The 20,909-nt window shown below is 71.2% G+C and carries 16 protein-coding genes and 1 rRNA gene; 6 read left to right on the top strand and 11 right to left on the bottom strand.

Going from position 1 to position 20,909, the window contains the following annotated elements:
* The 9 genes from FKR81_RS25190 to FKR81_RS25230 form a co-directional block, all read right to left on the bottom strand.
* Positions 1-315: ribosomal RNA gene (locus FKR81_RS25190) — 16S ribosomal RNA — on the bottom strand; the annotation flags it as partial.
* 454 nt (positions 316-769) lie between these two features.
* On the bottom strand, positions 770-1,891 hold the full coding sequence (locus FKR81_RS25195) for a sensor histidine kinase (RefSeq protein WP_146355068.1): 1,122 nt from the start codon (positions 1,889-1,891) through the stop codon (positions 770-772).
* Between the two features lie 4 nt (positions 1,892-1,895).
* Positions 1,896-2,579, bottom strand: a complete 684-nt coding sequence (locus FKR81_RS25200; protein WP_146355070.1) for a response regulator transcription factor — start codon at positions 2,577-2,579, stop codon at positions 1,896-1,898.
* 182 nt (positions 2,580-2,761) lie between these two features.
* Positions 2,762-3,499, bottom strand: a complete 738-nt coding sequence (locus FKR81_RS25205; protein WP_146355072.1) for a pPIWI-associating nuclease domain-containing protein — start codon at positions 3,497-3,499, stop codon at positions 2,762-2,764.
* A gap of 40 nt (positions 3,500-3,539) precedes the next feature.
* Positions 3,540-3,905, bottom strand: a complete 366-nt coding sequence (locus FKR81_RS25210; RefSeq protein WP_146355074.1) for a VOC family protein — start codon at positions 3,903-3,905, stop codon at positions 3,540-3,542.
* Position 3,906: 1 nt separating this feature from the next.
* Positions 3,907-4,542, bottom strand: a complete 636-nt coding sequence (locus FKR81_RS25215; RefSeq protein WP_146355076.1) for an SPFH domain-containing protein — start codon at positions 4,540-4,542, stop codon at positions 3,907-3,909.
* A 213-nt stretch (positions 4,543-4,755) separates the two neighbouring features.
* The gene (dxs, locus tag FKR81_RS25220) at positions 4,756-6,675 is read right to left on the bottom strand and encodes a 1-deoxy-D-xylulose-5-phosphate synthase (RefSeq protein WP_146355078.1); all 1,920 of its coding nucleotides are present in this window, start codon (positions 6,673-6,675) and stop codon (positions 4,756-4,758) included.
* 62 nt (positions 6,676-6,737) lie between these two features.
* Entirely contained in the window at positions 6,738-7,958 is a 1,221-nt protein-coding gene (locus tag FKR81_RS25225; RefSeq protein ID WP_146355080.1) for a class I SAM-dependent RNA methyltransferase, read from the bottom strand.
* A complete protein-coding gene (locus FKR81_RS25230) occupies positions 7,955-9,943 on the bottom strand; it encodes an APC family permease (protein WP_146355082.1) in 1,989 nt (662 codons plus the stop codon). The genes FKR81_RS25225 and FKR81_RS25230 overlap by 4 nt, the downstream gene beginning before the upstream one ends.
* 160 nt (positions 9,944-10,103) lie before the next feature.
* Between FKR81_RS25230 and FKR81_RS25235 the strand changes: the two genes are divergently transcribed.
* The 6 genes from FKR81_RS25235 to FKR81_RS25260 all read left to right on the top strand — a co-directional run bounded on the left by FKR81_RS25235 (position 10,104) and on the right by FKR81_RS25260 (position 19,169).
* The gene (locus FKR81_RS25235) at positions 10,104-10,766 is read left to right on the top strand and encodes a potassium channel family protein (RefSeq protein ID WP_146355084.1); all 663 of its coding nucleotides are present in this window, start codon (positions 10,104-10,106) and stop codon (positions 10,764-10,766) included.
* Positions 10,766-11,422 (top strand): potassium channel family protein, encoded by a 657-nt coding sequence (locus FKR81_RS25240; protein WP_146355086.1) that lies wholly within the window; start codon positions 10,766-10,768, stop codon positions 11,420-11,422. The genes FKR81_RS25235 and FKR81_RS25240 overlap by 1 nt, the downstream gene beginning before the upstream one ends.
* Before the next feature lie 66 nt (positions 11,423-11,488).
* A complete protein-coding gene (locus tag FKR81_RS25245; protein ID WP_186763162.1) occupies positions 11,489-11,836 on the top strand; it encodes an ATP-binding protein in 348 nt (115 codons plus the stop codon).
* 27 nt (positions 11,837-11,863) lie between these two features.
* Entirely contained in the window at positions 11,864-13,921 is a 2,058-nt protein-coding gene (locus tag FKR81_RS25250) for a helix-turn-helix transcriptional regulator (protein WP_146355090.1), read from the top strand.
* 98 nt (positions 13,922-14,019) lie between these two features.
* On the top strand, positions 14,020-16,575 hold the full coding sequence (locus FKR81_RS25255; RefSeq protein WP_186763163.1) for an AAA family ATPase: 2,556 nt from the start codon (positions 14,020-14,022) through the stop codon (positions 16,573-16,575).
* A gap of 50 nt (positions 16,576-16,625) precedes the next feature.
* Entirely contained in the window at positions 16,626-19,169 is a 2,544-nt protein-coding gene (locus FKR81_RS25260) for a helix-turn-helix transcriptional regulator (RefSeq protein WP_146355094.1), read from the top strand.
* A gap of 601 nt (positions 19,170-19,770) precedes the next feature.
* On the opposite strand, the gene FKR81_RS25270 is transcribed toward FKR81_RS25260, so the two are convergent.
* Both FKR81_RS25270 and FKR81_RS25275 read right to left on the bottom strand, forming a co-directional pair.
* Complete coding sequence (locus tag FKR81_RS25270; protein WP_146355099.1) at positions 19,771-20,505, bottom strand: DUF3159 domain-containing protein; 735 nt, start codon at positions 20,503-20,505, stop codon at positions 19,771-19,773.
* On the bottom strand, positions 20,502-20,867 hold the full coding sequence (locus FKR81_RS25275; protein ID WP_146355101.1) for an OB-fold nucleic acid binding domain-containing protein: 366 nt from the start codon (positions 20,865-20,867) through the stop codon (positions 20,502-20,504). The genes FKR81_RS25270 and FKR81_RS25275 overlap by 4 nt, the downstream gene beginning before the upstream one ends.
* Positions 20,868-20,909: the final 42 nt, after the last annotated feature.

Genomic DNA, 20,909 nt, shown 5'->3' on the forward strand with positions numbered 1-20,909 from the left:
AGTCCCAGTGTGGCCGGTCACCCTCTCAGGCCGGCTACCCGTCGTCGCCTTGGTAGGCCATTACCCCACCAACAAGCTGATAGGCCGCGGGTCCATCCCATACCGCCGGAACTTTCCACCACCAGACATGCATCCAGTGGTCGTATCCGGTATTAGACCTCGTTTCCAAGGCTTATCCCAGAGTACAGGGCAGGTTACCCACGTGTTACTCACCCGTTCGCCGCTCGTGTACCCCGAAGGGCCTTACCGCTCGACTTGCATGTGTTAAGCACGCCGCCAGCGTTCGTCCTGAGCCAGGATCAAACTCTCCAATAAGGCTTTTTTAATTGCCTTGAGGTGTTTGATCGCTCCAGACGGAATATGTCTGGCATCAATCTTCATTCACTCAAAGGAACCTCTTGACGAGGTTCATATTACTGGCTGTGTTTCGGCACGCTGTTGAGTTCTCAAAGAACACGCGCTCACCGCAGTCACATCAGCTTTACGCTGACTTACTTCCGGGGCTTGTGTGTTTGAAGCTTATTTGGTGTTTCAGGCCCTTGTCAAATCGGCGGCCGGTCCTGCTTGGCGCTTCTTCTCTTTGGGCTTCGCCCCGCTCGTTCCGGTTGTTTTCCGGCCCGTTCCGCGCTGGCAGAGAGAAATTTACACGCCTGCCTACCAACATCCAAATCGGGGGTACTCAACGCGAAACCGCAGGTCAACACACGTGCGCACGGCCTAAACCAGCCAAGATCGCGGAGCAGTGTGACCGGGACCACGTCGACAATCTTCAGTGCGGTGCGCACGGCAGGTGCACGGTGACCGACAAACCGCCTCCCGGCACGGCCACTGCCTGCACATATCCGCCGTGAGCCGCCACCGCGGCACGCACGATGGACAGGCCGAGACCCGTTCCCGTGTGCGAGGTGCGGTCGCGGACGCCCCTGCGGAACGGCTCGAACATCTCCTCCACGCGGTCCGGAGGGATGAACTGACCGGATGACGACACCCGCAGCACAGAGCCTTGCGGCCCGCCTTCGGTGAAGGTCTCGATCCACCCACCGGGCACGTTGTGCCGGACGGCGTTCTCGAGCAGGTTCCCCGCGATCCGCTCCAGCAGCGCGGGGTCACCGACAGCGGCCGCGGGCGCGCAGTGAAATGCCGTGCGCAGCCCGGCGGCTTCGTCGCGCACCGCCTTCCACGCCGACTCCACGACAGCGGCCAGGTCGACGGGCTCCCGCACGACCAGCCCCAAGCCGTCCGTCCGCGCGAGCAACAACAGGGCGGACACCAGCTGCTCAGCCCGTTCACTCGCGGCGCGCACGACGCCGGCCATGCGGCGCAGCTCGTCGGCGTCGGCGTCGGGATCGGCGAGCGTCACGTCCAGCTCGGTGCGAATGACCGACAACGGGGTGCGCAGCTCGTGCGACGCGTTCGCGACGAAGCGGTGCTGCGCGGAGAACGCGGCCTCGAGCCGGTCGAGCATGGCGTCGAACGTGTCCGCGAGCTCGGCGACCTCGTCACGCGGACCTTCAAGACGCAGCCGCTCCCCGAGCGACTCGGCGGAGAGGCGGCGGGCGGCGTCCGTGACGTCGTGCACGGGCCGCAGCAGCCGGCCGGTGAACGTCCACGCGAGCACCGCGGCCGCGAGGATCATGCAGGCGAACGCGACGACACCGGCCTGCAGCAGGTCCTGCCTCGCCTGCGCGGCCAGCGCGTCGCTCAGCACCGTGGCCTCGACGTCGACCCCGTCGACCCGGACCGTGCTGCCCGGCGGGAACTGCGGCGACGAGTCGAACACCTGCCCCACCAGCACCCAGCCGAGCGCGAGGAGCACCGCGCTCACCACTGCCACGAGCGCGGTCGTGAGCAACGTGATGCGGACGCGGAGCCCAGGCCCGCGCCGCCGCAAGCGATCAGTCCTCAGTGGAGCCGTTCCCTGCGCTGGGCACCCGGTAGCCGGAGCCGACGACGGTGTCGATGATGCCGGGTTCGCCGAGCTTCTTGCGCAAGGTCATCACGGTGACCCGGACGGTGGTGGTGAACGGGTCGGCGTTCTCGTCCCAGACCCGCTCCAGCAGTTCCTCGCTGCTGACGACCGAACCCTTCGCGGCGAGCAGCACCTCGAGCACCCCGAACTCCTTGCGGGTCAGCTCGATCGGCACCCCGCCGCGCGACACGGTGCGGCGGGCCGGGTCCAGCTCGACGTCCCGCGCGGAGAGCAGCGGCGGCGTGGCAGGCGTCGCGCGCCTGGCCAGCGCCCGCACCCGCGCCACCAGCTCGGGGAACGCGAACGGCTTCGCGAGGTAGTCGTCCGCGCCCATCGACAGGCCCGCGACGCGATCGTCGATGCCCGCGCTGGCCGTGAGCATGATGACCCTGGTGAGCGCGCCCGAGCTGAGGATCTCCTTGCACAGCTCGTCGCCCGACATTCCGGGCAGGTCGCGATCGAGCACCACCACGTCGTACCGGGTGACGCTCGACTTCTCGTGCCCCGACTCGCCGTCGTAGGCGACGTCCACGGCCATACCTTCGCGCCGCAGGCCACGCGCGATCGCGTCGGCCAGCGGCACCTCGTCCTCGACTACCAGGATCCGCACGCCGACAACGGTGCCACATCATCCTGAGACGCTGCTTAACGGCACCTTCACAGTGTTCGATGGCCGCCGCTTCGCAGACGGTGGCCAGCGTGCTCAGCAGGGCCGGGGTCTCAATCTCGTCAGCGAGTGTCCGATGTTCTTCCCCGATCCGCTCACCCGAGATCCCCCAGTGGCGCGGCAGGTCAGATGCCGCGGATGACGGCAGACAAGAAACGTACGGCGCCCTCAACCCGCGTCTTGATGACACGCAACTCGGCGAGGTCGAACTGGCCCGCATCGCCGTGCGTTGCCTTGTTGAAGTCGCCGAACAAGTTCATGACGTCGTTGACGTCGGCCTCGACGAATTCGCTGAGGCTGGCGTGGCCAGCACCGTAGCGGTCCAGCAGGTACTGGATCTTCCAGCGCCTGGCCACCCTCCCATCGGGCGTCTTGCCATCGGGGTGTGCCTCGAGGACGGCCGCGCCGGACGCCTTCAGGTCAATCATCTTGACGATGATCTCGCGGGCACTGGTGCAGAAATGCCGGGCGGCGTCGGGGTTCGAACCGTTGATCGAGTACAGGGCGCCCTGCCAACGACTGTGCAGATCCGACGACACAGTGTTCAACTCGTCGGTCAGGGATGTGCTCTCGGTCAGGTTCTCGGTATTCGTGGTATCACCGAGGAGGGTATTGGCGACCAGGGCGCTGTTGGCGGCCTCGGCTTCGGCGAAGTCCACGAGCGTCTGACTGCGCTCGTCCCAACCGGCGGTGTCGGCGGTGCGCTCGACCTGGCGATACAGGGTGTGAAGGTTCAGCGCTGAAGTCCGGGTAACGGTGTAACGCACCACTGCGGGCTGGTTGTTCAGCCGCACGATCTCCGATTGCAGACGCCGTGGGTTGGCACGAACCTTCCGGTTGTGGTCGTTGACCAGTTTGGTCACTTCGCAGACTGCTCCCCGCTCGGCGCGATTTCGCGCAGAACTACTCGTGGCTGGTGTCGACCACGCAGAAGCGGTTGCCCTCGGTGTCCGCCAGCACGACGAAGTCGGGCGACTCCGGGTACAGGTCCCACTCCACGCGTGAAGCACCGAGCGCGACCAGTCGCGACACCTCCGCGGCCTGCTCAGCCGCGCCGTCGGCGTACAGGTCGAGGTGCACGCGCGGGTGGTCCTGCACGGGCGACTCGCTGGTGTCCAGCGCCAGCGAGGCACCCGCCCCGTCCAGGATCACGAAGTCGTCGTCCGGCCCCAGCGGGCGCCGCGCCGCGTAGCCGAGGGCGGCCTGCCAGAAAGCGGCCGCCCTCCGCACGTCGGAGACACCCAGCACGACGGTGCCGATCCGCAGCACGTCAGCGCGCCGAGCGGTCGACGACCACGGTCCCCGCGTTCTGCAGGGCGCGCAGCTGCAGCAGCGCCGGGTGCTCCTCGGCCAGCCGGGCCGCGTTCAGCAGCGAACGCAGTGCGGCCGACTCGCCGCGAGCGCGTTCGAGAGCCGCACGGCCCTCGGACGCGGCCACCAGCTCGGACAGCGCCGCGCGGCGCAGTTCCGGCGGCATCACGACGTCGCGCACGGCCAGTTCGCCGACGGTGATGCCGAGCTCAGCGGCACGAGCGGTCACCGCGGCCTGCACCTCGGCGGCGATCGCGGCGCGTTCGCGGTCGACGGCGTCGTGGGCGCGCGGCAGCACGGCGCCGCGCAGTGCCAGCTGGATCGCGAGGTACAGCTCGTCCGCCGGGGTGGCCGAGGCCATCACGAACGTGACCGGCGACGTCACCGCCCAGCGCACCACCACGGTCACCCGCACGAGCACTCCGTCGGACGTCGGCACGTCCTGCGCCGCCGGAGTCAGGGAACGCGGGCGCAGGTCGACGCGGTGCAGCACCGCGTGACCGGGCAGCCTGTGCTCACCCGGACCCAGCTCGCCCACCAGGACGCCGCGGTCGAACCGCACGGCGCGTTCCCAAGGCATCAACGTCTGCTTCATCGTCTCCCCACCCCCTCGCAACGGGCCACGACCCCGGTCGCGGGAACGGCCGGCGGGAGTCCACAAGGGACTCGCAAAGCCGGACACCCCCTGGTGCGACCGGGGCCGTGGCAGTCAGGAGTTGAACCTGGTGCTTCTCAGCATGCCAGCCCGCCTCGAACGCGGGACCGGGATCGGGAATCCGTCCAGGCCGCTCAGCGGGCGTGGGGAAGGTTAGCCCACTTGCTTGTCCGCGGGCGCGTCGATTTCAGCGGAGGCGGGCTCCTCGATGCGGGCCACCCACTCGGTGACGCGGCGCGCCACGTCCTGAGCGGTGATGCCGCACAGCGCCAGCACCTCGGCGCGCTCGCCGTGGTCGTGGAACTGCTGCGGCAGGCCGATGTCGCGCAGCGGCACCTCGACGTCGGCGTCGCGCAGGGTGGTGGCCAGCGCGGAGCCGAAGCCGCCGTGGCGGCCGCCGTCCTCGACGGTCACGACCAGGCGGTGCGACGCCGCGAGCGACACCAGGTCCGGCGACACCGGGTAGATCCAGCGCGGGTCGACCACGGTCACGCCGATGCCCTGGTCGGACAGACGGGCCGCGGCCTCCAGGCCGAGCGAGCCGAGCGCGCCCACGGTCACCAGCAGCACGTCCGGCGACGCCGAGCGGGACAGCACGTCCACGGAACCGACGCGCTCGAGCGACGGCAGGTCCGGGCCGACCGAGGCCTTCGGGTAGCGGATGACCGACGGGGCGTCGGAGATCTCGACGGCCTCTTGCAGCTCCTCGGCGAGCGAACCCGCGTCGCGCGGGGCGGCCACGTGGATGCCGGGGATGACGCCGAGGATCGACATGTCCCACATGCCGTGGTGCGACGCGCCGTCCGGGCCGGTGACACCGGCGCGGTCGAGCACGACCGTCACGCCCTGCTTGTGCAGCGCCACGTCCATCAGCAGCTGGTCGAACGCGCGGTTCAGGAACGTCGCGTAGACGGCGACGACGGGGTGCAGGCCGCCGATCGCCATGCCCGCCGCGGACGTCATCGCGTGCTGCTCGGCGATGCCGACGTCGAAGCAGCGGTCCGGGTACTCACCCGCGAACTTGTCCAGGCCTGTCGGACCGCGCATCGCGGCGGTGATCGCCACGACGTCCGGGCGGCGAGCGCCGATCTCGACCAGCGAGTCCGCGAACACGTGGGTCCACGTGCGCTTGGACGGCGCCACGTTCTCGCCGGTGATCGGGTCGATGACGCCGGTGGCGTGCATCTGGTCGGCCTCGTGGTTCTCGGCGGGCGCGAAGCCCATGCCCTTGCGGGTCACCGCGTGCACGATCACCGGGCCGCCGAACGACTTGGCGCGCTTCAGCGCCGACTCGAGCGCGAGCATGTCGTGGCCGTCGACCGGGCCGATGTACTTGAGGCCGAGGTCCTCGAACATCGCCTGCGGGGCCAGCGCGTCCTTGATGCCGCGCTTGGCGGCGTGCAGCGCGGCGTAGACCGGCTTGCCGACGATGGGCGTGTGCTGCAGCGCGCTCTTGCCCTTCTCCAGCACCATCTCGTAGCCGGGGCGCAGGCGCAGCGTGGACAGGTGGTCCGCGAGACCGCCGATGGTGGGCGAGTACGAGCGGCCGTTGTCGTTGACGACGATCACGACCGGGCGGTTGCGGCCCGCGGCGATGTTGTTCAACGCCTCCCAGCACATGCCACCGGTCAGCGCGCCGTCGCCGACGACCGCGACGACGTGCCGCCGGGAACCCTTGAGCTGGAACGCCTTCGCCAGACCGTCCGCGTAGGACAGGGCGGTCGACGCGTGGCTGTTCTCCTGCACGTCGTGGTCGCTCTCGGACCTCGACGGGTAGCCGGACATGCCGCCCTGCTGACGCAGCGCGTCGAAGCCGTCACGCCGGCCGGTGACGATCTTGTGCACGTACGACTGGTGCCCGGTGTCGAACACGATCGGGTCGTGCGGGGAGTCGAACACCCGGTGCAGCGCCACGGTCAGCTCGACCACGCCCAGGTTCGGGCCCAGGTGACCGCCCGTGCGGGAAACCTTCTCGACCAGGAAACGACGGATCTCGCCGCAGAGCTCTCCCAGCTCGGCGTCGTTCATTCGTTTCAGATCAGCTGGTCCATGCACGGATTCCAGCAGGGTCACCACGTCCACCTCACCTCGTCAGACTTCCGGCCAGTCTACGGAGGTCCCGCTGAGACGTCGTCTCACTCCGTCTCAGGTACGAGCAGCGCGACGCACTCGACGTGGTGCGTCATGGGGAACGCGTCGAAGGCTCGCAAATCCTCCAGCCGGTACCCCTGCCTGGCGAATTCGGCCACGTCGCGGGCCAGCGCGGCCGGGTCGCACGCCACGTAGATCACCCGATCGGGTCGTCGTCGTGCGACTTCGGCCACAACGGCCTGACCTGCGCCTTTGCGTGGCGGGTCGAGAACCACCACATCAGGGTCCTCGCCTGACTGTCCACCCGCAACGAACCTGTCAACCCTGTCGGTGACCCACCGGACCTGGGGCAGGCGCGCGAGTGCGGCCATGCCGTCCCGGACAGCACCGCCCGCGGACTCCACGACCAGCACGTTCCCGTTCTCGCCGACCTGTCGCGCGAGGACTGAAGCGAAAAGACCGGCCCCGCCGTACAGATCCCACGCGCGCGAACCAGGTGCACACGCCGCCCACTCGCCCACGACCTGCGCGAACGTGTCCGCGGCCGCCGGGTGGACCTGCCAGAAGCCGTCCGCGTCGACCCGCCACTTTCGATTCGCCGCGAGCTCGACCGCGCGGCCGGTGCCCTGCCTGCGGATCGAGCGCGTGCGGCGGGTGCGGCGGTCCGTGTGGATCTCGCTGACGTGCACGGTTCCCTCGGCGTCACGGGTGAGGCCGATCTCGCTGCCCGGTGGCCACTGCTCACCGAGCGCGGCGTCGACCACGCCCGGCGCGGCGATCGCGCAGCTGTCGACGGGCAGCACCCGGTGACCGCGGTGCACGCGGAAACCCGGCCTGCCGTCCCGGTCGACGGCCATCCGCACCCGCGTCCGCCAGCCCAGCGGACCGCCCGGCAGCTCCTCCACGGTGACGGTCCAGTCCAGCTTCGCCAGCCGCAGCAACTGCTCGGCGACGACCTGCGCTTTCAGGTCCCGCTGCGCGGCCGGAGCGGCGTGCTGCCAGTCGCAGCCACCGCACTGACCCGGCCCGGAGAACGGGCACGGCGGCTCGACCCGGTCCGGCGACGCCTCCAGCACCTCGACGGCGTCCGCGCGGCAGAACGAGCCACCTTTGTCCTCGTCGACGAGCGCGATGACGCGTTCGCCGGGCAACGCGTGCCGCACGAACAGCACGCGCCCCTCGTGCCGCGCCACGCAGTGCCCGCCGTGCGCGACGGGCCCGACCTCGACCTCGAGCCGCTGCCCCGTCCAGTCCACGTCGCTCATCGGTCGTCGAGCCCCCGCCGCACGGCACCGGGAACGACGACGTGCTTGTCGTCCTGGGCCTTGACCGACGACGCGAGCTGCCACGGCACGCTGGTCACCATGACGCCCGGCTGGAACAGCAGCCTTCCCTTGAGCCGCAAGGCGCTCTGGTTGTGCAGGAACTGCTCCCACCAGTGACCGACCACGTACTCGGGGATGAACACGGTGACCACGTCGCGCGGGTTGTCCGTCCGCACGCGCTTCACGTAGTCCAGCACCGGCTTGGTGATCTCGCGGTACGGCGACTCGATGACCTTCAGCGGGATCTTGAAGTTCTCCTTCTCCCAGTCGGACACCAGCTTGCGCGTGTCCTGGTCGTCCACGTTGACCGTGACCGCCTCCAGCACGTCCGGCCGCGTCGCCTTGGCGTAGGACAACGCGCGCAGCGTCGGCATGTGCAGTTTGGACACCAGCACCATCGCGTGGTTGCGCGCGGGCATCGTCCGGTTGCGCTCCTGCTGCCGCAGTTCCTCCGCGACCCGGTCGTAGTGCTTGCGGATCGCCGTCATCAACGCGTAGATCGCGGCCATGGCGGCGATCGCGATCCACGCGCCGTGCGTGAACTTGGTGATCAGCACGATGATCAGCACGGTCGCCGTCATCACCAGGCCGAACGTGTTGATGCCCTGCGACCGGCGCATCCTCCGCCGCACCGCGGGATCTGTCTCCGTTGCCAGCAGGCGGTTCCAGTGCCGGATCATGCCGAGCTGCGACAGCGTGAACGACACGAACACGCCGACGATGTAGAGCTGGATCAGCCGGGTGACCTCGGCGTCGAACGCGATCACCAGCACGATCGCGAAAGCGGCGAGGAAGACGATGCCGTTGCTGAACGCGAGCCGGTCGCCGCGCGTGTGCAGCTGGCGCGGCAGGTAGCGGTCCTGCGCCAGGATCGAGCCGAGCACCGGGAACCCGTTGAACGCCGTGTTGGCGGCCAGCACGAGGATCAGCGCGGTGACGGTGGCCACGAAGAAGAATCCCGGCGGGAAGGTGTCGAACACCGCGTGCGCGACCTGCGCGACCATCGTCTTCTGCTCGTAGCCCAGCGGCGCGTTGACGATCTGCTCGAGCGGTTTCTCCGCCATCCGCACGCCGGTCAGCTGCGCCAGCACGATCAGGCCCATCAGCATGACGATCGCGATGACACCCATCATCAGCAGCGTCATGGCCGCGTTGCGGGACTTGGGCTTGCGGAACGCGGGCACGCCGTTGCTGATCGCCTCCACGCCGGTCAGCGCGGCGCAGCCGGACGAGAACGCACGCATCACGAGGAAGACGAACGCGAGCCCCATCAGGTGGTCGTTCTCCGCGCGGATCTCGATGTTCGCGCTCTCCGCGCGCATCTCGTCGCCGAACACGAAGGCGCGCATCAAGCCCCACGCGATCATCGCGAAGATGCCGATCATGAACGCGTAGGTCGGTACCGCGAAGGCGCTGCCCGACTCGCGGATGCCGCGCAGGTTGATGGCCGTGAGGACGATGATCGCGGCGACCGCGAACTCCACCTTGTGCGTCGCCACGAAGGGCACCGCGGAACCGATGTTCGCCGCCGCCGAGGCGATCGACACGGCCACGGTGAGGATGTAGTCGACCAGCAACGCGCTGGCGACGGTGAGTCCGGCTCTCCTGCCGAGGTTGACCGTGGCGACCTCGTAGTCACCACCACCCGACGGGTAGGCGTGCACGTTCTGCCGGTAGCTGGCGACCACGGTGAGCATCACGACGACGACGGCGACGCCGACCCAAGGCGCCAGTGCGTAGGCCGAGAGGCCCGCGACCGACAGCACGAGGAAGATCTCTTCCGGCGCGTACGCGACCGACGACATCGCGTCGGAGGCGAAGACCGGGAGCGCGATGCGCTTGGGCAGCAGGGTGTGCGCGAGGCGGTCACTGCGGAATGGCCGGCCGACCAGAAGGCGTTTGGCGGCAGTGGCGAGCTTGGACACGCGCAGAGCGTAAGGGGTTCACCTCGGGTTCCTCCGGTCAACGTGCGGGAACGTCACCGGGTGGCAACTGGAGTGACGCGGCTCACTCAGTACGGTCGTGTCACTGGGTCGGACTAATCCTGGGTAGGTTCTCCCCAAGGTTCGCCTGAGGAGGCATGTCGTGCACGTGGTGATCATGGGTTGCGGCCGGGTGGGCGCATCCCTGGCCAAGGCTCTGGAGCGGCTCGACCACCAGGTGTCGGTGATCGACAAGGACCCGCAGTCGTTCCGCAGGCTCGGCGGGGACTTCCACGGCCAGCAGGTCCAGGGCAACGGGTTCGACCAGAAGGTGCTGGTCGAAGCCGGTATCGAACGGGCGGGCGCGTTCGCGGCGGTGTCCAGCGGCGACAACTCCAACATCATCTCCGCGCGCGTCGCGCGCGAGACGTTCGGCGTCGAGCACGTCGTCGCCCGCATCTACGACCACAAGCGCGCCGCCGTGTACGAGCGCCTGGGCATCCCGACGGTCGCGACCGTCCCGTGGACCACCGACCGCTTCCTCCGCATGCTCATCCCCGAGGGCACCGCGTCCGCGTGGCGCGACCCGTCGGGCACCGTCGCCGTGCTGCCGGTCGAGTACTCCGAGGAGTGGGTCGGTCACCCGATCTCGGAGCTGGAGCAGGCGATCGGCGCGCGGGTCGCGTTCATCATGCGGTTCGGCACCGGCGTGCTCCCCGACCCGAAGGCGGTCGTGCAGGCCGACGACGTCCTCTACGTCGCCGCGCTGTCCGGCACCGTCACCGACGTCGCGGCCGCGGCGGCACAGGCACCCGAGGAGAACTGATGCGGATCGCGATTGCCGGCGCGGGCGCGGTTGGCCGTTCCATCGCGCAGGAGCTCGTCTCCGACGGCCACCAGGTGATGCTCATCGAGCGCGACCGGGCGCACTTCGACCCCGGCGCCGTCGAGCAGGCCGAGTGGGTGCAGGCCGACGCGTGCGAGCTGTCCTCGCTGGAGGACGCCGGGATGCAGCTGTGCGACGTGGTGATCGCCGCGACCGGTGACGACAAGGTCAACCTCGTGGTGTCGCTGCTCGCGAAGACCGAGTTCGCCGTGCGCCGTGTCGTCGCCCGCGTGAACGACCCGACGAACGAGTGGCTGTTCACCGAGTCGTGGGGCGTGGACGTGGCGGTGTCGACGCCGCGGATCCTGGCCGCGATGGTCGAGGAGGCGGTGACCGTCGGCGACGTGGTGCGGCTGCTGACGCTGCGCCAGGGCCAGGCGAACCTCGTGGAGATCACGCTCGACGACAAGACGTCCGTCGCCGGTCAGCCGGTGTCGTCGCTGCGGCTGCCGCGCGACGCGGCGCTGGTGACGATCCTGCGCGGCGGGCGCGTCATCGTGCCGCAGCCCGACGACACCCTCGAGGGCGGCGACGAGCTGCTGTTCGTCGCGACCGCGGCGGTCGAGCTGGAGATCAGGACCGCGCTGGGCTACTAGCGATGGGGTCACCAGTCCGGCGAACGGACTGAGTATCTGCGGGCCGACCGGCGCCACCTACGTTGTGTGATCGCGCGACTCCCCTTCGTGGGCCGGGACTCCGAGCTGTCCGTCGTGCTGCGGGCGCTGGCCGAGCGGCGTGGCATCGCACTGGTCGGGCCGCCCGGCGTCGGCAAGACCCGGCTCGCCGCCGAGGCCGTCGACCGGCTGCGCCGCCGCGGCCAGCGGGTGATCGACTGCTACGCGACGACGGCCGCGTCCGTCGTCCCGTTCGGCGCGCTGGCCGCGTTGCTGCCCGCGGACCTGCGGACCGGGAACCCGTTGCGGCGCGCGGTCGAGCTCATCCCGCCCGGCCTGGTGATCTCGGTCGACGACGCGCACCTGCTCGACCAGCCGTCGATCGCGTTGCTGTAGCACCTGTTGCGGCACAAGGACACGCGGATGCTGCTCACCGCGCGCACGATGCCGTGGGACGACCGCGTGCTCGAGCGCGCCGAGCTCGGGAACCTGACCCGCGAGGCGACGGGTGAGCTGGTCCGCGCGGCGCTCGGCGACGTCGACAGCACCCGGTTGTGGCAGCGCAGCGAGGGCAACCCGCTGTACCTGAACGAGCTGATCAAGGCGGGCGAGGCCGAGGTGAGCCCGCAGCTCGCCGAGGTCGTCTGGGCGAACCTCGGCAGGCTGGACGCGCCGCAGCGGCACGCACTGGAGCTGCTGGCCTACGGCGAGCCGCTGGACGTCGGCGTCTTCGCGACGCTCACCGGGTCCGAGATGGTCGACGGGCTGGAGGAACGCGGCCTGGTGACCGTGCGGGCGACGCGCGCGCAGCTCGGGCACCCGCTGTACGGCGAGCTGCTGCGACGCACCTGCCCGACGCTGCGCTCGCGGCAGCACCGGCGTCAGCTGGCCGGAGCGGTCTCCGACGACCCGCTGCGGGTCGCGATCTGGCGCCTGGAGAGCGACTCGGAGATCTCCGCGCGGGAGCTGGTGTCCGCCGCCGAGCTCGCACTGGCCGCGCGGGACGTGGACCTGACCGAACGGCTGTGCCGGGCGGCGGCCGCCCGCGGCGGCGCCGTCGCCGCGGCCGCCGTGCTCGGTCAGGCGCTCAACTACAGCCGACGGCCGGACGAGGCGGAGGCGTTGCTCAGCGAGACGATGGCGATCGCGGACGATCCCGTCGACGTGGCGCGGCTCGGCCTGGCGCGGGCGAACTGCCTGTTCTACGGGTTCGGGCGCGAACGGGAGGCGCGGGAGCTCATCGACGCCGTCGACCGGCCGGAGCTGCCCGCCGACCTCCGCTGGTACCTGCGGCTGGCCCGGATCGGCTGGAGCTCCCAGAGCTCACCGGTCCAGGTGATCCGGCGGGAGATCGAGGAGCTGAGGTCGCACCCCGCGCTGCCCGGCTGGGTGCGGTCGAGCGCCGTGATCTCCGGGGCGCTGTGCGAGCTCAGGGCCGGCAGGCACCGGAGCACGCTGGCGTTGCTCGCCGAACGACCGGCCGCCGGCGGCCCGGCGAACCCGTGGCAGGAGGACAGCCAGGCCCGGATGAGGTGCATCAGCCTGCTGAGCAGCGGTGGACTCGACGAGGCGGAGTCACTCGCCACGCGGTTGCGGGCGGAGGTCGTCGACGACCCGCGCGGCGTGTTCACGACCGTGTCGATCGCGTGCGTGCTCAGCCGCTGCGCCCAGCTCCGCGGCCACGCCGGGCGGGCACTGCGCCACGCGACGACCGCGACGAGCTTCCCGCGCACCCGGCTGATGTCGTCGGACGTGGCCGCGATGAGCGAGCTGGTCAGGGCGGCCGCGCTGCACGGCCGCGTCCGTGAGGCGCGCACGGCGCTGGAGCAGGCGGAGGAGGCGTGGCGGCCCGCGTGGCGGATCACCGGCTTCATGATCGACGCGGCGAGGACGTGGCTGCTGGCTGCCGAGGGCTCGTTCGCCGACGCGGCCGCCTCCGCGCTCACCACGGCCGGGCGGACCCGCGCGGACGGCCTGCACGGGCTGGAGGCCGAGGCGTGGCACGACGCGGCGCGCTTCGGCGCGGACACCTCGGACCGGCTGGTCGAGCTGGCGAGCCAGCTGGGCGACCCGATGACCGTCGCCTGCGCGGTGCACGCGCTCGGGCGCGCACGAGGTGACGCCGCGACGCTGGACGACGCGGCCGCCCGGTTCAGCTCCCTGGGCGCGACGCTCTTCGCCGCGGAGGCGCTGGCCGAACGGGTCCGGCTGCACGGCGGCGGTGTCGCACGGCACCGGCTGGCCACGCTGGCGGACGGGCTCGAGGGCGTCGCGCTGGACACCGTGCGGGTGCCGCGCGACGGCAGGCTCACGCCCCGGCAGCTGGAGGTGGCGCGGCACGCGATCGCCGGGCTCACCAGCCAGCAGATCGCCGGACTGCTGCACACGTCGAAGCGAACCGTGGACAACCACCTGCACGCCGTCTACACGACGCTGGGCGTCGCGGGCAGGGCCGAGCTGAAGGGTGCGCTGGAACCATGAGCGCAGACGGTGCGATCCTGGTGATCGGGAGGGGTCCGACGCCACCGCCGCGGTCCGTGCGGCGGTATCTGACGAGTGCGGACGTGCACATACAGACTGTGATCGATCAGCTGCCCTTCGTCGGCCGCGACGACGAGCTCCGGAACGCCACGCGCGCGTTGACCGCCGCGGAGCACCGCGGTGTGCTCCTCGTCGGTGAGGCCGGCGTGGGCAAGTCCCGGCTCGCGGCCGAGGTGCTCGCCCGGATCTCCGGCAACGGACGCACCGTCGCGCACTGCTACGCGACGGTCGCGACGTCGGCGATCCCGTTCGGCGCGCTGGCGTCGCTGATCCCCGCCGACCTTCCGACGTCGAACCCGCTGCGCGCCGCGGCCGAGCACCTGACCGCCGACCGCAGGCTGGTGCTGGCCGTCGACGACGCGCACCTGCTCGACGACGCGTCGGTCGCGCTGCTCCAGTACCTGATGCGGCACGACCTGGCGCGGGTGCTGTGCACGGCGCGCCCGGAGTGGCCGGGCACGCTGGACCTGGTCTCCGTGCCGCTGGAGGCACTCGGCCGCGACGACGCGGACGCGTTGCTGGAGTCACTGCTCGGCGGGCCGGTCGACGCGACGACGCGGCATCTCGTGTGGACGAACAGCCGCGGCAACCCGTTGTACGTCAAGGAGATCGTGGCGGCGGGACGGCACTCCGGCGTGCTCGCCCCGAGCGCGGCCGGGTGGTGCTGGGACGGTCCGCTCGAGCTCTCCGGTCGGCTCGCGGAGGTCGTCGACCACTCGCTGGACCGGCTGGCGCCCGCGCACCGGCGCGCGCTGGAGGTGGTGGCGTACGGCGAGCCGCTGGAGCTGGACCTGCTGTCGTCGCTGACGACGCCCGAGGTCGTCGACGACCTGGAGGCGCAGGGGCTGGTGCGGGTGGAGACGTCCCGGTCGCGCGCCCACGTCCGGCTCGGGCACCCGTTGTACGGCACCCGGTTGCGCGCGACCTGTCCCACGCTGCGGGCCCGGTCGCACCGGCGCGCGCTGGCCGACGGCGTCGAGGCGTTCGGCGCGCGCCGCGGTGGCGACCTGCTGCGGGTCGTGACGTGGCGGCTGGACGGCGGTTCTCCCGCGTCGCCCGAGCTGCTGGCGCGGGCCGCGCAGCAGGCGCTGACGGCCCAGGACTGGGAGCTGGCGGAACGACTGTGCCGCGAGGTCGTGGCGCAGGGCGAGACGTGGCGCGTCGGGCTCGTGCTCGGGCTGGTGCTGATGTACCGGCGCCGGTGCGAGCAGGCCGAGGACGTGCTGGCGGCCACGATGAAGGAGTCCTCGCCGGAGTCGCAGGTGCAGCTGGCGTGCATCAGGGCGTTCAACCTGTTCTTCGGCCTCGGCAGGCTGGACGAGGCGCTGGACGTGCTGGACTCGACGTCCGACGTGCCCGAGGAGCAGCAGCACACGCTGCTGCACACCGGGCTGACGTTCGCGGTGGAGTACGCGCCGCTGGGGCTGGTGCGCGTGGGCGCGGCGATGCTGATGGAGAGCCCCGGCTGGGCCGCCACCGCGGGGCAGCAGGTGCTGTCGTACTGCCAGCTGTTCGCCGGGCGGTCGCGGGAGGCGCTGGCGTCGGTGGCGGCCAACGAGCAGGCCGTGCTGTCGTGGCGCGACCGGTTCCCCGGCCTGCGCAACGGCGCCGAGGGAATCCGGACCGAGGCGCTGCTGCACGCGGGCGACTTCGACGCCGCGGAGAGCCGGGGCCGCCGGATGCTGGCCGACGTGCTGGAGGAGTCGCGCTGGGCGGTGACGCAGGCGCCGCCGAGGCTGCTGCTGAGCAGGCTCGCCCGGCTGCGCGGCCAGGCGGGCACGGCGGTGCGGATGATCGCCGAGTCCGTCGAGTACACCGAGGCACCGCTGATGTGGGACCTGCTGATGCTCGCCGAGCTGGCGCAGTCCCTCGCGCTGAACGGTCAGCCGGAACGGGCGGAGGAGGTGCTGGCGCGGGCCGCGTACGGGCTGCACCCGTCGTGGCGCATGGCGGGTTTCGCGGTGTCGCTCGCGCGGCCGTGGGTGCTCGCCGCGTCCGGCCGGGTCGCCGAGGCCGCCACGGCAGCGCTGGAGACGGCGGCGATGACCCGTGCGCACGGCGCACACGCCGACGAGATCGTCGCGCTGCACGACGCGGCCCGGTTCGGCGCGGACACCTCGGGCAGGCTCGCCGCGCTGGCGATGACCCGGCAGGAACCGCTGACCCAGGCCTACGCCGCGCACGCCTGCGCCCGCGCCGCTCATGAGCCGCGTGCGCTGGAGACGACGGCGTCGGCGTTCATGCGCTGCGGCGCCACCCTGTACGCGGCCGAGGCGCTGGCGGAGGCGTCGCGGCTGCACCGGCTCGCCGGGAAGCTGCGGGAGGCCGAGCAGCTGGCGCGTCAGGCCGGTGTGCTGACCGCGCGGTTCGACCGGGCGACGACACCGGGTCTCGTGGTGGGCAGCTCGCTCGCGTCGCTCACGCCGCGGCAGCTGGAGATCGCGCGGCTCGCGGTGACGGGCCTGACGAACTCGGAGATCGCCGTGCGGCTGACCATCTCGAAGCGGACCGTCGACAACCACCTGCACACCACGTACGCGGCTCTTGGGCTGACCGGACGCACCGGACTGCGCACGATCTTCGGCCTCGCCTGACGAACGGGTGCGTGAACGGGGTGGTGGACAGGGAGAGCAGACTGGGGAGGATGAGCACCGGGTGGCCGTTCATCGGCCGGGAGGACGAGCTGCGGGCGGTGCTGGAGTCGCTGTCCGGTTCGGGTGCCGCGCTCGTCGGGCCAGCCGGTGTCGGCAAGTCGCGGCTCGCCGCCGAGGTCGTCGCCCGGCTGGAACGGGCGGGGCACGTGGTGAGCCGGTGCTACGCGACCGTGGCGACGTCGACCATCCCGTTCGGCGCGTTCGCCACGCTGCTGCCGCCCGACCTGCCGTCGGCGAACCCGCTCGGCCGGGCCGTCGAACACCTGCGCGCCAACGGGAACCCGGTGCTGGCCGTCGACGACGCGCACCTGCTCGACGACGCCTCCGTCGCGCTGCTGCAGCACCTCGTGCTGCACGGGCACAGCAAGGTGCTGCTCACCGCGCGGCCCGAGGCCCCCGGTGTGCACGACCTGGTGCCGCGCTTCGACATCGGTGACCTGAGCAGGCGCGAGTCCGACGAGCTGCTGGCTCAGGCGCTCGGCCACGTCACCAGCCACACGACCGAGCTGCTGTGGTCGTGCACCGCCGGAAACCCGTTGTACCTCAAGGAGCTGGTGTCCTCGGGACGTGCGGTCGGCACGCTGTCGTCCCACGACGGCATCTGGGCGTGGCGCGGCCCGATCGACGTGGCCGGACGGCTCGCCGAGGTGGTGCGCGCCAACCTGGGCCGGCTCTCCGTCGCCGGACGTGACGCGATGGAGCTGGTCGCGCACTCCGAGCCGATCGAGCTCGCCGTGCTGGCAGAGCTGGCGGACGCCGCCGTGCTGGACGACCTGGAGTCGCGCGGCCTGCTGCGCGTCGAGTCGTCCATCCGCCGGACGGTCGTGCGGCTGGGCCACCCGCTGTACGGGAGTCTGTTGCGCGCCAACTGCCCCACGCTCCGCGCCGCGGCGCACCAGCGCGCGCTGGCCGACCGACTGGAGGCCACCGGCGCCCGGCGCCGCGAGGACCTGATGCGCATCGCGACGTGGCGGCTGAACAGCAACACCCCGACGTCCGCCTCGCTGCTGGCCGCCGCGGCGACGCAGGCGTGGATGGCCCGCGACGCCTCACTCGCGAAACGCCTGTGCCACGCGGCGATCGAGGCGGGCGGTGCCGTGCAGGTGGGCCCGGTGTACGCGCAGGTGTTGATGTACGCCCGCGAGCCCGAGCAGGCGGAGGAGATGCTCGCGTCCGTCATGGCCACCGCCACCGACCCCGTCGACCGGGCCCTGCTCGGCGAGATCCGCGCGTCGAACCTGTTCTACGGCTTGGCACGGGCGTCCGACGCCGCGGCGATGTTCGCGTCGGTCGACGTGCCCGAGCTGCCGCCCGAGATGCGCGCGATGCTGCGGGCGGGCCTCGTGACGCAGGAGGCGCAGTACCTGAACTCCGCCGAGATAGCCCTCCGCAACGACGCGCTCCCCGACGGCGTCCACAAGCGCCAGACGCGCGCGTTGTGCCAGCTGCACGTCGGCGACTACGCCGGCCTGCTCGCCACGCTCGACTCCTACGAGGCCGACGCCGCGGCGCGCGCCGCCATGTACCCCGTGATGCAACACGCGTCCCAGCTGATGCGCTGCTTCGCCCTCATGTGCAGCGGCTCGTTCCCCGCGGCCGAGGAGCTCGCGTGGACCGTCCACACCGAACTCCTGCGCGACTCCCGGTGGGCCATCACCGAGACCTCCATCTACGCGGTGCTCGCGCACTGCGCCCGCATGCGCGGCGACACCGACACCGCGCTGCGCTTCGCACGAGAAGGCGCGGGCGTCCGCGACTTCGGCGCGTACCCGCTGATCTTCGACGCGATGGTGCTCGGCGAACTGGCCCGCGTCGCGGCCGTGCGCGGCGCACTGGACGAGGCCCGCACCGCACTGGCCCGCGCGGCCTCGGCCTGCCGTCCCGCGTGGGTGGCCGTCGGCCTGTCCTGGGAGGTCGCCAACGCACACGTGCTCGCGGCCTCGGGCGACCTCACCGCCGCCGCCTCGGCCGCCTTGCGCGCCGCCGATGCCATGGCCGGGCACGGGATGCGCAGCAGCGAGGCCGCCGCCCTGCACGACGCCGCGCGGTTCGGCATGGACACCTCGGCGCGCCTGGACGCACTGGCGGCCACCATGCCCGACCCGCTCACCCAGACCTTCGCCCTGCACGCCCGCGCGGTCGCCGCCGGCAACCCCGACGAGTTCGAGTCGGCGTCCGAGTCCTTCGCCGCCATGGGCGCCACGCTGTGGGCCGCCGAGTCACTGGCGTCGGCGGCTCGGCTGCACCGGCGGACCGGACGGCTCCGGCAGGCCTCGCAGCTCGGCGCGCGGCAGGCGTTGCTGATGCGGGACTTCGGGGTCGTGCACACACCGGCTTTGGCCGGGAACCAGCTCGCGCAACTGACCGACCGGCAGGTGGAGGTGGCTCGGATGGCCGCGGCGGGGCTCACCAACCAGCAGATCGCCGACAAGCTGCACACCTCGCGGCGCACCGTCGAGAACCACTTGTACGCCGTCTACGCCACCTTGGGCGTGACCGGGCGCGACGCCTTGCGCACCACGCTCAACCTCTGAGCGCCCGCGGCTCCGCAGTTTGCGTGGCTCCGGCGCCTGGTACGCCACCAACTCCGGTTTGCCGCCCAGCTGCGACTTGCCCGCCGGAATTGTCGGTGCGTCTGGCTAGGCTTGATTCGGGGGTGCTGGCGCCCGATGCGGGGAACGACGAACCCCCCGAATCCGAGCCTAGCGGCGCACACCGACAATTCCGGCTCGCGAGCCGACACGCCACGCCACGCCACGCCACGCCACGCCACGCCACGCCACGCCACGCCACGCCACGCCACGCCAAGAAGATGCACGCATGGCCCACCCCTGCGACCGCGGCGGGCCTGCACAGTCCGAAGTGGCCGGCCTCGACGCCTTCGGCGACCTCGACGCCGGCCCCAGGCGGTGCAGCCGACACCGCCCACCGCTCACCATCACCGCGCGTCAGTCACCGAGCCACGCGCGTCGGGCGGTCAGCCCCAGCCTCATGCGCTCCAGCCCCATGCGCTCCGGCCCTAAGCGCCCCAAGCCCAGGCGCCCCGGCAAACCAAGCCACACAGCAACGCCCGTGCGGGGTGCCGGAACCGACGAGGTCCAGCACGCCGCACGGGCGTGGCAAACGAGGGCCTGCTCAGGCTGAGGAGTCGCGGGCCTTGTCGTCGAGCTTCTTCAGCTCGGACATGTCCGGCGTCAGCAGGTCGTCGTAGGTCGCGGCCAGCACCTCGTCCTCCGAGCGCTTGGCCTCCTCGGCCGCCTTGAGGCGACGGTCGGAGCGGCGGACCGCCCAGACGGTCGCGGCGATCGCGATGGCCATCAGCGGGTAGCCCATGGCGAGCTTGGCGACACCGAGCCAGCCGACGGCGTTCTCGGCGTAGAGCCACTGCTGCACGACGAAGCGCGCGCCGAACACCGCGGCCCACACGAGGGTGGCGATGTCGTAGTCGCGGATCGACGCCTTGTCCTTGCGCCACGTCATCTGCCTGCCGTTGAGGAACGTCCAGATGACGCCCGCGAGCGGCCAGCGCACCAGCACCGAGATCAGGAACGCGCCGCCGTAGACGACGCTCTGCCAGATGCCGAACAGGAAGAAGTCCTTCGCCTCACCGGTGCGGTAGGCGATGAACGCGGCGATGCCCACGCCGAACACGGCGGAGATCGCGGGCTGCACGGTGCCCTTGCGGAGCGCCAGCACCACGCCGATCACCACCGCGGCGGCCAGCGAGCTGATCAGCGCGGCGGGCAGCGACTTGAAGATGATGTTGACGAGCACGAAGATCACGACGGGCAGCGACGACAGCGCCATCCCGACGACGCCGCCCATCTGCTCCAGCAGGGTCGGCTGCTGCTCGGTCTCAGGTGAGGTCATGAAGCGTTCTGCAGCTCGTAGTAGGGGTTGTAGAGCACCTTGCGTCCGTCCCGGACCGCGATCCGGCCGCGGGCCTTGATCGTCCGGCCGGGCTCGATGCCCGCGATGCGGCGCCTGCCGAGCCAGACCAGGGTCACACCTTCGGTTCCGTCGTACAGTTCGGCCTCGAGCGTCGCCGCTGCGTCACGCGGGGAGAGCTCCACGCTGCGGAGTCTGCCGAGCACGGTGACCTCCTCGCCCGACTTGCAGTCGCACGCCTTCACCGCGCCGACGGCCTCTGCTTTTCGCGAGAGGTCGTCCGCGTCCAACTCGGCGACGTCACTGGTCAAGCGACGCACCAAGCGGCGCCAGTAGCCGCTCATCCCCGACTCCACTGCTGCCTCGAGTGCCTCTGGGTTTGAGGC

Origin of the sequence: Lentzea tibetensis (genome assembly GCF_007845675.1) — a bacterium.
Lineage (GTDB): Bacteria > Actinomycetota > Actinomycetes > Mycobacteriales > Pseudonocardiaceae > Lentzea > Lentzea tibetensis.